The 14,057-nt window shown below is 61.4% G+C and carries 13 protein-coding genes and 2 tRNA genes; 6 read left to right on the top strand and 9 right to left on the bottom strand.

All coding sequences use genetic code 11. The features are described 5' to 3' along the window. Nucleotides 1-95: 95 nt before the first annotated feature. Nucleotides 96-1,952, bottom strand: a complete 1,857-nt coding sequence (ilvD, locus tag Q0O05_RS04270; RefSeq protein WP_293660653.1) for a dihydroxy-acid dehydratase — start codon at nt 1,950-1,952, stop codon at nt 96-98. A 156-nt stretch (nt 1,953-2,108) separates the two neighbouring features. Beyond that, a complete protein-coding gene (locus Q0O05_RS04265) occupies nt 2,109-2,351 on the bottom strand; it encodes a TIGR04438 family Trp-rich protein (protein ID WP_293660656.1) in 243 nt (80 codons plus the stop codon). A gap of 94 nt (nt 2,352-2,445) precedes the next feature. Here Q0O05_RS04265 and Q0O05_RS04260 point away from each other — a divergent pair, with 94 nt between their 5' ends. Further along, nucleotides 2,446-2,757 carry a c-type cytochrome gene (locus Q0O05_RS04260; RefSeq protein WP_293660652.1) on the top strand — a complete coding sequence of 104 codons (312 nt, stop codon included), beginning with the start codon at nt 2,446-2,448 and terminating at the stop codon, nt 2,755-2,757. 104 nt (nt 2,758-2,861) lie between these two features. Here the strand turns inward: Q0O05_RS04260 and acs are convergent, their stop codons facing one another. Continuing rightward, nucleotides 2,862-4,859: an acetate--CoA ligase gene (gene acs / locus Q0O05_RS04255; protein ID WP_293660651.1), complete on the bottom strand. Its 1,998-nt coding sequence runs from the start codon at nt 4,857-4,859 to the stop codon at nt 2,862-2,864. A 232-nt stretch (nt 4,860-5,091) separates the two neighbouring features. Here acs and Q0O05_RS04250 point away from each other — a divergent pair, with 232 nt between their 5' ends. After that, the gene (locus Q0O05_RS04250; RefSeq protein ID WP_293660650.1) at nt 5,092-6,645 is read left to right on the top strand and encodes a fumarate hydratase; all 1,554 of its coding nucleotides are present in this window, start codon (nt 5,092-5,094) and stop codon (nt 6,643-6,645) included. Nucleotides 6,646-6,650: 5 nt separating this feature from the next. Further along, complete coding sequence (murI, locus tag Q0O05_RS04245) at nt 6,651-7,472, top strand: glutamate racemase (protein WP_293660649.1); 822 nt, start codon at nt 6,651-6,653, stop codon at nt 7,470-7,472. 33 nt (nt 7,473-7,505) lie between these two features. Here the strand turns inward: murI and Q0O05_RS04240 are convergent. Both Q0O05_RS04240 and Q0O05_RS04235 read right to left on the bottom strand, forming a co-directional pair. Further along, nucleotides 7,506-7,582, bottom strand: a tRNA-Arg gene (locus Q0O05_RS04240). Between the two features lie 54 nt (nt 7,583-7,636). After that, nucleotides 7,637-7,713: transfer RNA gene (locus Q0O05_RS04235), tRNA-Pro, on the bottom strand. 68 nt (nt 7,714-7,781) lie between these two features. Here Q0O05_RS04235 and aat point away from each other — a divergent pair. From aat to Q0O05_RS04220, 3 genes are read left to right on the top strand one after another with little or no spacing between them, the layout of a single operon-like run. Next, on the top strand, nt 7,782-8,546 hold the full coding sequence (aat, locus tag Q0O05_RS04230; protein ID WP_293660648.1) for a leucyl/phenylalanyl-tRNA--protein transferase: 765 nt from the start codon (nt 7,782-7,784) through the stop codon (nt 8,544-8,546). Then, the gene (locus Q0O05_RS04225; RefSeq protein WP_293660647.1) at nt 8,543-9,310 is read left to right on the top strand and encodes an arginyltransferase; all 768 of its coding nucleotides are present in this window, start codon (nt 8,543-8,545) and stop codon (nt 9,308-9,310) included. Before aat ends, Q0O05_RS04225 begins: the two co-directional genes overlap by 4 nt. A gap of 27 nt (nt 9,311-9,337) precedes the next feature. After that, nucleotides 9,338-10,123, top strand: coding sequence for an IclR family transcriptional regulator (locus Q0O05_RS04220; RefSeq protein WP_293660646.1), 786 nt, complete (start codon nt 9,338-9,340; stop codon nt 10,121-10,123). A 15-nt stretch (nt 10,124-10,138) separates the two neighbouring features. Here the strand turns inward: Q0O05_RS04220 and Q0O05_RS04215 are convergent, their stop codons facing one another. The 4 genes from Q0O05_RS04215 to ilvN all read right to left on the bottom strand — a co-directional run bounded on the left by Q0O05_RS04215 (nt 10,139) and on the right by ilvN (nt 13,988). Further along, nucleotides 10,139-11,188, bottom strand: coding sequence for a serine hydrolase (locus Q0O05_RS04215; protein ID WP_293660655.1), 1,050 nt, complete (start codon nt 11,186-11,188; stop codon nt 10,139-10,141). A 229-nt stretch (nt 11,189-11,417) separates the two neighbouring features. Continuing rightward, nucleotides 11,418-12,233 (bottom strand): CDP-diacylglycerol--serine O-phosphatidyltransferase, encoded by an 816-nt coding sequence (gene pssA, locus Q0O05_RS04210; protein WP_293660645.1) that lies wholly within the window; start codon nt 12,231-12,233, stop codon nt 11,418-11,420. A 110-nt stretch (nt 12,234-12,343) separates the two neighbouring features. Beyond that, nucleotides 12,344-13,360, bottom strand: coding sequence for a ketol-acid reductoisomerase (gene ilvC, locus Q0O05_RS04205; RefSeq protein ID WP_293660644.1), 1,017 nt, complete (start codon nt 13,358-13,360; stop codon nt 12,344-12,346). A 136-nt stretch (nt 13,361-13,496) separates the two neighbouring features. Further along, on the bottom strand, nt 13,497-13,988 hold the full coding sequence (gene ilvN, locus Q0O05_RS04200; protein ID WP_293660643.1) for an acetolactate synthase small subunit: 492 nt from the start codon (nt 13,986-13,988) through the stop codon (nt 13,497-13,499). Nucleotides 13,989-14,057 lie beyond the last annotated feature (69 nt).

Raw genomic sequence — 14,057 nt, 5'->3', positions numbered from 1 at the left:
AGGTCAGCCCGTACCAGTGCACCGACACCGGCCCGAGCTGCAGGGCTACCGGGTCAATCTGGGGATGAATCAACAAAGGTTTGGCCCGCCGCGGATTAGTCGAGCAGGGACAAGTCGCGCACTGCGCCCTTGTCCGCCGACATCACCAGCTTCGCATAGGCCTTGAGCGCGGCAGACACCTTGCGCGGCCGCGGCAACGCCGGCTTCCAGCCCCGGGCGTCCTGCTCGGCGCGGCGCCGGGCCATTTCGTCGTCGGACACGAGCACATTGATGCTGCGGTTGGGAATGTCGATGCGGATACGGTCACCGTTTTTCACCAAGCCAATCGCGCCGCCGGAAGCCGCCTCGGGCGAGCAGTGGCCGATGGACAGGCCCGAGGTGCCGCCGGAGAATCGGCCATCGGTGAGTAAGGCGCAGGCCTTGCCCAGGCCCTTGGACTTGATGTAGCTGGTGGGGTAGAGCATTTCCTGCATACCGGGGCCACCCTTGGGACCCTCGTAGCGCACCACCACGATATCACCCGCCTTCACCTGGTCGGCAAGGATGTGTTCTACCGCTTCGTCCTGGCTCTCAACCACGTGGGCCGGGCCTTCAAACACCATCAGGCTGTCGTCCACGCCAGCGGTCTTCACGACGCAGCCATTGCGCGCGATGTTGCCGGTCAGGACGGCCAGGCCGCCCTCTTTGGAAAAGGCGTGTTCATAGGAGCGGATGCAGCCCTCTGCGCGGTCAGTATCCAGGCTGGGCCAGCGGGCGCTTTGGCTGAACGCGACCTGGGTGGGGATGCCACCGGGGCCGGCCATGTAGAAGGTCTTGACCTCGTCGGACGGGTTGCGCTTGATGTCCCACGCGTCCAGCGCCTCTTTGAAGGTCTTGCTGTACACGGTGGGCACATCGGTGTGCAGCTTGCCGGCGCGGTCGAGCTCGCCCAGGATGCCCATGATGCCGCCTGCGCGGTGCACGTCTTCGATGTGGTACTTGTTGGTGTTGGGCGCGACCTTGCAGAGCTGCGGCACATCGCGTGACAGGCGGTCGATATCGGCCATGGTGAAGTCGATCTCGGCTTCCTGCGCGATGGCAAGCACGTGCAGGATGGTGTTGGTCGAGCCGCCCATGGCAATGTCCAGCGTCATCGCGTTCTCAAATGCCTTGAAGCCCATGGAGCGCGGCAGCACGCTCTCGTCTTCCTGCTCGTAGTAGCGCTGGCACAGCTCCACGGCCATACGACCCGCCCGCTTGAACAATTGCTCGCGGTCGGAGTGGGTCGCTAGCACGGTGCCGTTGCCGGGCAAAGACAGGCCCAGCGCTTCGGTCAGGCAGTTCATGGAATTGGCGGTGAACATGCCGGAGCAGGAACCGCAGGTCGGGCAGGCCGAGCGTTCGACCTCGGCCACATTCTCGTCGCTGACCTTGTCGTCAGCAGCCATGACCATGGCGTCAATCAGGTCGAGCTTTTTGAACTCGATTTTCTGGGTGGTGGGGTTGAGCAGCTTGACCTTGCCCGCTTCCATGGGGCCGCCCGAGACGAACACCACCGGGATATTCAGCCGCATGGCCGCCATCAACATTCCGGGCGTGATCTTGTCGCAATTGGAGATACAGACCATGGCGTCGGCGCAGTGGGCATTGACCATGTATTCGACGCTGTCCGCAATGATCTCGCGGCTGGGGAGCGAATACAGCATGCCGTCATGGCCCATGGCAATGCCGTCATCCACCGCAATCGTGTTGAATTCTTTGGCTACGCCGCCGGCCGACTCGATCTCGCGTGCCACCAGCTGGCCCAGGTCCTTGAGGTGCACATGGCCGGGTACGAACTGCGTGAAGGAGTTCACCACAGCGATGATGGGCTTTTGAAAGTCACCATCTTTCATGCCGGTGGCACGCCACAAAGAGCGGGCGCCTGCCATGTTGCGGCCGGCGGTGGAGGTCTTGGAACGATAAACGGGCATGGTTGTAATCTGGTTTGTTAAAACAATGTACGGGAGCGGCCGTGATTATCCTTCAGCCGATGCCAATGACAATTTGGTGACCGCTATTTTGTGACTGCTTTTGTGCGGCTGGTACTGTGTGACCAATCCGGCATGGGCACTGAAGGCGCAAGGCCTTTAGCGGCGCGGCTTGGTGGAGGTGCCCATGGCTTTGCGTTGGCGCTCGATGCGCGCCTCCTTGCGCGCGTTTTCCTGTTGTATGGCGCGGCGCTTGGTGTAGCCGGTACTGTCGGACCACGCCCACCAGGCCACTGCCACCCCAAAGGGCGCCAGCGTCGCCCACCAGGGCCAGGTAACCACAGGCTCTATTCCCATGACTTTCAACACCAAGAGAATGACACCCAAACCAATCAGCAGCATGCTTACCTCCATCAGGCTGCACCGTCTTTGCGGTGGTCAACCCCCGTTACTAAAATCCCGTTATGGTGATGGTATCCAAACCGGAGTGACCCCTATGACGCAATTCCTCACGCTGGCGCTTGCCGCTTCCCTCATGGCAATCGCCTCCGGCGCCCAGGCTGACCAAGCGCTGGCCAACGCCAAAAACTGCATGACCTGCCACCAGATGGACAAAAAGGTGCTGGGCCCTTCTTTTAAGGATGTGGCGGCCAAATACAAAGGCGACAAAGCTGCCGCCGACCGCTTGGCGACCAAAATCATGAAAGGCGGTAGCGGCGTCTGGGGCACGGCCTACATGCCGGCCAACGCCCAGGTGAGCGAGTCCGACGCCAAAAAGTTGTCCGCGTGGGTCCTGTCGCTGAACTGAGCGTCAAACATCAAGCACCAGGCGGTTCAATAAAGAAACCGCTGAAAAAATGAAAAAGCCGCTGCAAACGCAGCGGCTTTTTTGTGCCCTAGGGCTTGGCTGGCCTAATAAGCCTGGCCCAGCTGGTCGAGGATGGCGGGGTTTTCGAGGGTGCTGGTGTCCTGGGTGATGGCCTCGCCCTTGGCCAGCGAGCGCAGCAGGCGGCGCATGATCTTGCCGGAGCGGGTCTTAGGCAGGTTTTCGCCAAAGCGGATGTCCTTGGGCTTGGCGATGGGGCCGATTTCTTTGGCCACCCAGTCGCGCAGTTCTTTGGCAATGGCCTTGGCCTCGTCTCCGCTGGGGCGGGCGCGCTTCAGGACCACAAAAGCACAAATCGCTTCGCCGGTCACATCATCAGGACGACCCACGACCGCGGCTTCGGCCACCAGATCCGACTTGGCCACCAGGGCGGATTCGATTTCCATGGTGCCCATGCGGTGGCCGGACACGTTGAGCACGTCGTCAATACGGCCGGTGATGCGGAAATAGCCGCGGTCTTCACTGCGCACTGCACCGTCGCCGGCCAGGTAGAGCGTGCCGCCCATTTCTTCGGGGAAGTAGCTCTTCTTGAAACGCTCAGGGTCGTTCCAGATGGTGCGGATCATGGAAGGCCATGGGCGCTTGATCACCAGGATGCCACCGGTGCCGTTGGGAATGTCTTTGCCCGATTCGTCCACGATGGCGGCCATGATGCCGGGCAGTGGCAGCGTGCAGCTGCCGGGCACCAGCGGGGTAGCGCCGGGCATCGGGCTCATCATGTGGCCGCCGGTTTCGGTCTGCCAGAAGGTGTCCACGATGGGGCACTTTTCGTGGCCGATGTGCTTGTAGTACCACATCCACGCTTCGGGGTTGATGGGCTCGCCCACCGAGCCCAGAATGCGCAGGCTCGACAGGTCGGAGCGGTCGGGGTGCACTGCTGCGTCGCTCTCGGAGGCCTTGATCAGGGAGCGGATGGCGGTGGGCGCAGTGTAGAAGATGGAGCACTTATGGCGCTCAATCATTTGCCAGAAGCGGCCGGCGTTGGGGAAGGTGGGCACGCCTTCAAAAATGATCTGGGTCGCACCGGCGGCCAGCGGGCCATAGGCCACATAGGTGTGGCCGGTGATCCAGCCGATATCGGCTGTGCACCAGAACACATCTTCGGGCTTCAAATCAAAGGTCCAGTCCATGGTCACCTTGGCCCAGAGCAGGTAGCCGCCGGTGGAGTGCTGCACACCCTTGGGTTTGCCGGTGGAGCCGGAGGTGAAGAGGATGAACAAGGGATGCTCGGCGCCCACAGGCACCGGGGCGCACACGGTGCTCTTGCCGGCCAGTGCTTCGGCAAAGGTCTTGTCGCGCCCGGCCACCATGTTGCAGGCGGTTTGGGTGCGCTGGTAGACGTAAATGGTTTTGATGGACTCGCAGCCGCCCATCGCCAGGCCTTCGTCCACGATGGATTTGAGGGGCAGCTCTTTGCCGCCGCGCATCTGGTAGTTGCTGGTAATGACGGCCACCGCGCCGGCGTCGATGATGCGCTCCTGCAGCGCCTTGGCCGAGAAGCCGCCGAACACCACGCTGTGGGTCGCGCCAATGCGGGCGCAGGCTTGCATGGCAATCACGCCTTCGAGTGTCATGGGCATGTAGACCAGCACGCGGTCGCCCTTTTGGATGCCGTCGGCCAACAAGGCGTTGGCGAACTGGCTCACGCGAGCCAGCAGCTCTTTGTAGGTCGTCTTGGTGACGGTGCCGTCATCCGCTTCAAAAATCACCGCGACTTTGTCTTCGGTGGGGGTGCCGATGTGCTTGTCCAGGCAGTTGGCCGAGGCGTTGAGCTCGCCGTCTTCAAACCATTTGTAAAAGGGGGCGTTGGACTCATCGAGGGTGCGGGTGAAGGGCTTGTTCCACACCAGGTTCTCTTTGGCCAAGCGGGCCCAGTAGCCCTCGAAATCGTTTTCAGCTTCGGCGCACAGGGCGTTGTAGCCCTCCATGCCGGAAATGCGTGCCGCCTTGATGGTGGCCTCGCTGGGCAGGAAAACCCGGTTTTCGACCAGGACGGACTCAATGGCAGAGGTGGAAGCGCTCACGGATTTATCTCCTCGAGATTATTTAAAAAGTATTAAAAAACTGCGCGAATGGTCACTATAAGCACTTACAAATCACTGACTATAGAAGGCCACCGGGTCGGCGCGCGGGAAGCCGCCGGGTTGGGTCGCGAGAGATCGACTACGAGGCACACGCAGAGTCAGTCTGGCGTGGGGCTCATTGGCTAAACTCAAAGCGTTCGCCTCCACCGCCTTTTTTTCAGAGAGTTAGACCATGACCACCTCCATCCGTCAGGCCGACCTGATCGAATCCGTGTCCGCTGCGCTGCAGTACATCAGCTACTACCACCCCGCTGACTACATCGCCCACCTCGCGCGCGCCTACGAGCGCGAGCAGAGCGCCGCCGCCAAGGACGCCATCGCCCAAATTTTGACCAACAGCAAGATGAGCGCCACCGGCCACCGGCCCATCTGCCAGGACACCGGTATCGTCAACGTGTTCCTGAAGGTCGGCATGGATGTGCGCTTGGAGGGCTTCACCGGCTCGCTGGACGACGCCGTCAACGAAGGTGTGCGCCAGGGTTACAACCACCCCGACAACACGCTGCGCGCCAGCGTGGTGGCCGACCCCGAGTTCCTGCGCAAAAACACCAAAGACAACACGCCTGCTGTCATCTTCACCGAATTAGTACCCGGCAACACGGTAGAAGTGACCGTGGCAGCCAAGGGCGGCGGCAGCGAAAACAAGAGCAAGATGATCATGCTCAACCCCGGCGACAGCGTGGTCGACTGGGTGCTGAAAACCGTGCCGACCATGGGTGCCGGCTGGTGCCCGCCGGGCATGCTGGGCATCGGCATCGGCGGCACTGCGGAGAAGGCGGTGCTGATGGCCAAGGAAAGCCTGATGGACGACCTCGACATGTACGAGCTGCAGGCCAAGGCCGCCAGCGGCGGCGCGCTCGACCGGGTCGAGGAGTTGCGCCTGGAGCTGTTCGAAAAAGTGAACGCGCTGGGCATTGGCGCACAGGGCCTGGGCGGGCTGACCACTGTGCTGGACGTGAAGATCAAGATGTACCCCACCCATGCCGCCAGCAAACCTGTTGCCATGATTCCCAACTGCGCTGCCACCCGCCACGCCCACTTTGTGCTGGACGGCTCGGGCCCGGTCTACATCGATCCGCCCAGCCTGGATATCTGGCCCAACGTCAACTGGACACCCGACACCCAGAAGAGCAAGCGCGTTGACCTCAACACCCTCACCCCCGCTGAAGTTGCCAGCTGGACGCCCGGCCAGACCCTGCTGCTCAACGGCAAGATGCTCACCGGCCGGGACGCGGCGCACAAACGCATCCAAGGCATGCTGGCCAAGGGCGAGACACTGCCGGTGGATTTCACCAACCGGGTGATTTACTACGTCGGCCCGGTGGATCCGGTGGCCGGGGAAGCGGTGGGCCCTGCCGGCCCCACCACCGCCACCCGCATGGACGGATTTACCGAGATGATGCTGGCCCAGACCGGCCTGATTGCCATGGTCGGCAAGGCCGAACGCGGCCCGGTGGCCATTGAGTCCATCAAGAAGCACCAAAGCGCCTACCTCATGGCCGTGGGCGGTGCGGCATACCTCGTTTCCAAGGCCATCAAACATGCCAAGGTGGTGGGCTTTGCTGACTTGGGGATGGAAGCGATTTACGAGTTCGACGTGGTGGACATGCCGGTGACCGTGGCGGTGGATGCCGGTGGCACCAGCGCCCACATCACCGGCCCGGCCGAATGGCAAAAGCGCATTGCCAGCGGCGAGTTCAAGTCCATTCCCGTCGTCTCGCGCTGACGCCTTTGCCAAGCCATAGCGCCAGCCCCATCGGGGTGTTTGACAGCGGCGTGGGCGGCCTGAGCGTGTTGCGCGCGCTGTTGGCCGAACTGCCGGATGAGCAGGTGGTGTACGTGGCGGACAGCGGGCACGCGCCTTACGGCGAGCGAGACGATGCCTACGTGATTGAGCGCGCGCGCGCCATCACGGCCCATTTGCTGACCCACCATCACATCAAGGCGCTGGTGGTGGCCTGCAACACCGCCACAGCCGCGGCCATTCATCTGCTGCGCGAGCAGCACCCGCAGCTACCCATCGTCGGCATCGAGCCGGCCTTGAAGCCTGCAGTCGGTTTGAGCACAACCGGTGTCATTGGCGTCATGGCGACCCGCAGCACCCTGCGAAGCGACAAATTCCAGCGACTGCTTGCCAGCCTGGAGGGGCAGGCACGCTTTGTGGTGCAGCCCTGTGCCGGCCTTGCGCTGGCGATCGAACAGTTCGACACTATCAAAATAGAAGCAGCCTGCGCAGAATACACGGGCGCCATGGGCAGTTTTGGCACCAAAACCGGGCAAATTGACACACTGGTTCTAGGCTGCACCCATTACCCCTTTGCCGAATCGCACCTCCGCGCCGGCACGGGGGCGGCCGTGCGCTACCTTGAAGGCGGTGCCCCGGTAGCCCGACAGACCCGTCGGCTGCTGCAAGCCGGCCAGGCGATTTGTGCCGGGCGGGCTACCGGTTCGCAGCAGGTGGTTTTTTACAGCACCGGTAACCCCCTCACCCTGGAATCCGCCGCAAAGCGCTGGCTCGGGCTTGAGCAAAGCGTGCTGCCACTTGCCGTGTAGCAGCGGGGCGGAAGAGAAACGGGGACAGGGAAATGGCGTGCCCGGAGGGGATCGAACCCCCGACCCACAGCTTAGAAGGCTGTTGCTCTATCCGACTGAGCTACGGGCACAAAGGACAAAGGCCCCAAAGCAGCATGACTTTAGAGCCTTTGATTGTGAATGAATGGTCGGGGCGGCGGGATTCGAACTCGCGACCCTCTGCTCCCAAAGCAGATGCGCTACCAGGCTGCGCTACACCCCGACAGCTGGTATTCTAACCCGTTAAACCTTCTGATTCGGCGTGCCCGCCGAGAATTTGCTCCCCCTGAGATGCCCCGCCGCCCACCCGCACTGCCCTGGCTAGAGCCCGGCGATCCCTTTCCGGAGCCCGCCACTGCGTGGGGTGAGAACTCCGATGCGCCCGGCCTTCTGGCCGCAGGCGGCGAGCTCAATTCCGAGACCTTGCTGCGTGCTTATTCGCAGGGCATCTTTCCCTGGTACAGCACCGGGCAGCCCCTGCTGTGGTGGAGCACCAACCCTCGAATGCTGCTGCGGACCCGGGCATTTCGCCTGCACCGCTCGCTGCGCAAAGTGCTGCGCAGGTTCATGCAGACGCCGGGCTGCGAAATCCGGGTCGATTCTGCTTTTGAAGCAGTCATTCACGCCTGCTCCAGCAGCCTGCGGCACGGACAGGCCGGCACCTGGATACTGCCCGAGATGCAGGACGCCTATATTGCCCTGCACCGCGCAGGCTACGCCCACAGCGTGGAGACCTGGCAAGACGGAGAAATGATTGGGGGGCTGTATTGCGTGTCGATGGGCCGGGCGGTGTTCGGTGAATCGATGTTTGCGCGACGCAGCGACGCCTCCAAAATTGCGCTCGCGGCCTTGGTCGGGCTGTCTCTGGCGCAGGGGGTGGAGTGGATCGATTGCCAGCAAGTGACCGAGCACCTCGCCTTCATGGGCGCAGAGCCGGTAGAGCGGGAGGCATTCGCCCAGGCGCTGCAAAGCGCACAGGCGCAGCCGGGCATCCGGTGGGACTTTCAGCCTCTATACTGGCAAGCGCTCTTGTCAGAATCCGGAGCAGTCCCATGACCGACCTGACCGACCTCCCCCTCCAGACACTGCAGTTCTACGCCACAGCGCCCTACGACTGCAGTTACCTGACCGAACGCCAGGCGCGCTCGCAGGTCGCTACGCCCAGCCACATCATCGACACCGCCACCTATTCCAACCTGGTAGCAAAGGGTTTCCGGCGCAGCGGCATGTTCACCTACCGGCCCTATTGCGACGGCTGCCAGGCCTGCACGCCATTGCGCATTCCAGTGGCCCAATTCAAGGCGGATAAGAGCCAGCGGCGGGCCTTCAAGCAACATGCGCACCTGAAGGCCAGGGTGCTGAACCTGGGTTTCTCCCAGGAACACTACGACCTGTATTTGCAGTACCAACTCGGCCGCCATGCAGGTGGCGGCATGGATGAGGACAGCGTTGACCAGTATGTGCAGTTCCTGCTCCACAGCCGCGTGAACTCGCGGCTGGTTGAGTTTCGCGAGCCCGCTTCCGACGATGCCCCTCCCGGCGCTCTCAAAATGGTGTCCATCCTCGACGTGCTGGACGACGGCTTATCGGCGGTTTACACATTTTTTGCACCGGAAGAACGTGCAAGTTACGGCACCTATGGCGTGCTGTGGCAGATTGAGCAGGCGCGACAGATGGGCTTGCCCCGTCTGTACCTCGGGTACTGGATTCGCGGCAGCGCCAAGATGGACTACAAGGCGCGCTTCGCGCCGCATGAATTGCTGATAGACGGCCGCTGGCGGGTGCCAGAGTCAACCCAGGCCCAAGAGTCAGACCTTTGACGGGTTAACATCCAGAAGAGGATCACCATGACAAAAAAAGAACACGACCCCCAAGCAGCGCCTGCAGTCCAAGTGCTGGAGCGCATGTTCACCCTGATTGATGTACTGGCCTCCCGCGAAGATGCCATCCCACTGAAGGAAATCAGCGAACGCGCCGGCCTGCACCCCTCCACCGCGCACCGGATTTTGAATGACTTGGTGTCCGGACGGTTTGTGGATCGCCCGCAGGCGGGCAGCTACCGGCTGGGCATGCGTCTGCTGGAGTTGGGGAATCTGGTGAAGGCCCGGCTCAATGTTCGTGATGCGGCCCTGGGTCCGATGCGCGAACTGCACAAGCAAATTCAACAGCCGGTCAACCTCAGCATGCGGCAGGGGGATGAAATCATTTACGTGGAGCGCGCCTACAGCGAGCGCAGCGGCATGCAGGTCGTACGCGCCATCGGCGGGCGGGCTCCGCTTCACCTCACCTCGGTGGGCAAGCTTTTTCTGGCAGCGGACGACCCGCTGCGCATCCGCTCGTATGCCACGCGCACCGGCCTGCAGGGTCACACGAAAAACAGCATTACCGAGCTGGAAACTCTGGAACGCGAGCTCTCGAAGGTACGCCAGTACGGCCAGGCCAGCGACAACGAAGAGCTGGAGCTGGGCGTGCGCTGCATGGCAGCCGGCATTTACGACGACCAGGGCAAGTTGGTTGCAGGACTGTCCATCTCCGCGCCTTCCGGCAGGCTGGAAGATGAGTGGTTGCCCAGGTTAAAAGATACGGCCCGCTTCATCTCGGAAACGCTGGGTTTCCGACCTGATCTCCGCTAGCCGACCCTTTGCTGTTTAGTTCGCAGCAATCCGGCTGTCGAACCCCTTGAGCGCGAGGGGCGTGCTTCGGGCAGGGGACGCATGGCCAGCCTCCACCCATTTGCGCACGCGCTCGGCATCGGCGAGGCGAGTGAGCTTGCCCGCAGAGTCCAGGAACACCAAAATCAGCTTGCGGCCGGCAATCCGCGCCTGCATCACCAGGCACTGACCGGCCTCGGAGATGTAGCCGGTTTTCTGCAAGCCGATGTCCCACTCGGGGCTCTTGACCAGACGGTTGGTGTTGTTGAACTGCAGGGTGCGGTTTCCCACCTCGACCTGGTGGCCCACCGAGGTGGACATCTCGCGCAAAGTGACATCGCCATAGGCATAGCTCACCAGCGTGGCCAGGTCTTTCGCGCTGGACTGATTGCGACTGCTCAGGCCGGTGGGCTCGACGTACTGGGTGTCCACCATGCCAAGCTGGCGGGCTTTGAGGTTCATCAGGCCGACAAATGTTGACAGCCCGCCGGGGTAGGTGCGACCCAGCGCGTGGGCGGCGCGATTCTCGCTGGACATCAGCGCCAAGTGCAGGAGCTCGCCACGCGAGAGCTGGGTACCCACGCGCAAGCGCGAGCTGCTGCCCTTTTCGGTATCCACGTCGGCCTGGGTGATTTCCAGCATCTCATCCAAGGGCAGGCGGGCTTCGCTGACCAGCACGCCGGTCATCAGCTTGGTCAAGGAAGCGATCGGCAGCACGGCATTTTCATTCTTGCTGAACAGGACCTCTTTCGTGTCCTGGTCCACCACAAATGCCACGCTGGACTTGAGCGCTAGCGCGTCCTGCTTGCCATGCAAGCCGGCGAGTTGACCGTAGGAGGGTCGGGGAGGCGCTACCACCGCCACCGGCACGGCTTTCCGGTTCACTTGAACGGCTTGCTTTTTCGCAGCCATAGCTTTGGGCTTGGCCTTGGCCGGTGCCTTTACTTGGGCCTTGGCCGGAGACTTGACCTGCTGGGGTTTGGCAGGGGCCTTGATGCTTGATTTGCCGTGGGGGGTCGTTGCCGCTGCGTGGGGGGCCGCCAGCATCGATGTGGCAACCACACCGGCGGTGACCAACTGAACGAGTATGCGTTTCAACGTAAATCCTTTGAAAAAAAGCGTCCGAGCCTCACGCAGAAACGCTTTTTGTAAATATGACAACCAGTGTAATCAAAAAAATTCAAATTAATCAACTACTTGCAGGCCAAACCTCATCTATTTATCGGTCATCCTGGCTACGGCTTAACCCAAATTCTGATTAAACCCGCGCGGTTGCCTAGCGGTGCAGGCCGCGCTCATCAGGCTCGTCGGTGGAGGTGCTGATCACGCTGGTCTGAACCCCGCGGAACTTGCGCACGGCGTACACCACATATCCACTCAGCCCATAGACCACAAAAATCCCGAAAATCACAATCGGCGGATGGATGTTGATCACTGCAATGCCCAGAGCAATCAGAACAATCACCACAAAGGGCACGCTGCGCTTGAGCTGGATATCCTTGAAGCTGTAGAACGGTGCGTTGGTCACCATGGTGAGGCCCGCGTACAGGGCCAAAACAAACATCGGCCAGGCAACGTCTTCACCGCTCATGCCCTGGTCGTTCACCAGCCAGATAAAACCCGCCAACAGGGCCGCTGCCGCGGGCGATGGCATGCCCTGAAAGTAGCGCTTGTCCACCACCGCGGTGTTCACGTTAAAGCGGGCCAGGCGCAGCGCGGCGCAGGCGCAATACACAAACGCCGCAAACCAACCCCAGCGACCCAAGTCACGCAGGGCCCATTCGTAGGCGATGAGCGCCGGCGCAGCCCCAAAGGACACCATATCGGAGAGGGAGTCCATCTGCTCGCCAAATGCGCTTTGGGTGTTGGTCATGCGGGCCACGCGGCCATCCAGGCTGTCGAGCACCATGGCGCAAAAAATACCAATTGCCGCCAGATCAAAGCGATCGTTCATGGCCATCACGATGGCGTAAAAACCACCAAACAAGGCGCCTAAGGTGAACAGGTTAGGCAAGAGGTAAATACCCTTGCGGCGGATATTCATAGGGCCCGGCTCAACCTCTGAAGCCTGTGTTTCGGTTCCGTCGTGCATGTCATCTCCATTGAACCTGCGTAAGCGTTGCAGTGTAAGGCAGCGTGCGCCTGGGGCAGCACTAAGAAAAAAGGCCACCGAAGTGGCCTCTTGCAGAGCGCGAAAGCAGCTTAGTTGCGGGTCTGATCAACCAGCTTGTTCTTGGCAATCCAAGGCATCATGGCGCGCAGCTGGGCTCCCACCACTTCGATGCTGTGATCGGCGGTGTTGCGACGGCGTGCGGTCATGCTGGGGTAGTTCAGGCGGCCTTCCTGGATAAACATCTTGGCGTAGTCACCGTTCTGGATGCGCTTGAGGGCGTTGCGCATCGCAGCGCGGGACTCTTCGTTGATGACTTCAGGACCGGTCACGTACTCGCCGAACTCCGCATTGTTGGAGATGGAGTAGTTCATGTTGGCAATACCACCCTCGTAAATCAGGTCGACGATCAGCTTGAGCTCGTGCAGGCACTCGAAGTACGCCATTTCAGGCGCGTAGCCGGCTTCGACCAGGGTTTCGTAGCCCATCTTGATCAGCTCAACAGCGCCACCGCACAGAACGGCCTGCTCGCCGAACAAGTCGGTCTCTGTTTCTTCCTTGAAGTTGGTCTCGATGATGCCGGCCTTGCCGCCGCCGTTGGCCATGGCGTAGCTCAGGGCCAGATCGCGGGCTTTGCCGGACTTGTCTTGATGAACCGCCACCAGGTGGGGCACGCCGCCGCCTTGGGTGTAGGTGTTGCGCACAGTGTGGCCGGGCGCCTTGGGAGCAACCATCCACACATCCAGATCCGCGCGGGGCACGACCTGGTTGTAGTGCACGTTAAAGCCGTGAGCGAACGCCAGCGAGGCGCCTTGCTTGATGTTGGGGGCGACGTTGTTGGTATACACCTCGCCGATTTGCTCGTCGGGCAGCAGGATCATGACAACGTCCGCGGCCTTCACAGCGTCGTTCACTTCCATCACGGTCAGGCCGGCCTTGCCGACTTTGTCCCAGGAAGCGCCGCCCTTGCGCAGGCCGACCACGACTTTCACGCCGCTGTCGTTCAGGTTTTGAGCGTGGGCGTGGCCTTGGCTGCCGTAGCCGATGATGGCCACAGTCTTGCCCTTGATCAGGCTCAGGTCACAATCTTTGTCGTAATAAACTTTCATTTCTCTCTCCGGAATAAATAGTGGCGAAAAGCGCCCTGTTGCAAAAACCACCCAAGCTCGGGGCGAACGGTAAACACGGTCGCCAAACAATTCCTGTGTGCTGAGCCAGCCGAAGCGCACACAGGAAAACCCTGCATTACACCCGCAAAATCCGCTCGCCGCGTCCTATGCCACTGGAGCCGGTGCGAACCGTCTCCAGGATAGCGGTGCGATCGATGGCTTCGAGAAACGCATCATTCTTGGACTGGACGCCGGTGAGCTCGATGGTGTAACTTTTCTCGGTCACGTCGATGATGCGGCCGCGGAAAATGTCCGCCATGCGTTTCATCTCCTCGCGCTCTTTGCCCACGGCGCGCACCTTGACCATCATCAACTCACGCTCAGTGTAGGCGCCTTCGGTCAGGTCAACGACCTTCACCACCTCAATCAGGCGGTTCAGGTGCTTGGTGATTTGCTCGATAACATCGTCCGAGCCGGTGGTCTGGATGGTCATGCGCGAGAGGCTGGCGTCCTCGGTGGGGGCAACGGTCAGCGACTCGATGTTGTAACCGCGGGCCGAAAACAGCCCCACCACCCGGGACAGCGCGCCGGGTTCGTTTTCTAACAAAACTGCAATGATGTGTTTCATAAATACCGATTCCTCTTTTTGACTACGCAAGAGCTCCAGCCCCCGCCGCCCTCCCCCGCTACCGGTAAG

Source organism: Rhodoferax sp. OV413 (assembly GCF_945881795.1).
GTDB lineage: Bacteria > Pseudomonadota > Gammaproteobacteria > Burkholderiales > Burkholderiaceae_C > Allorhodoferax.
The sequence above is the reverse complement of the archived record's forward strand: the minus strand, read 5'-3'. Positions and strand labels throughout refer to the sequence as shown.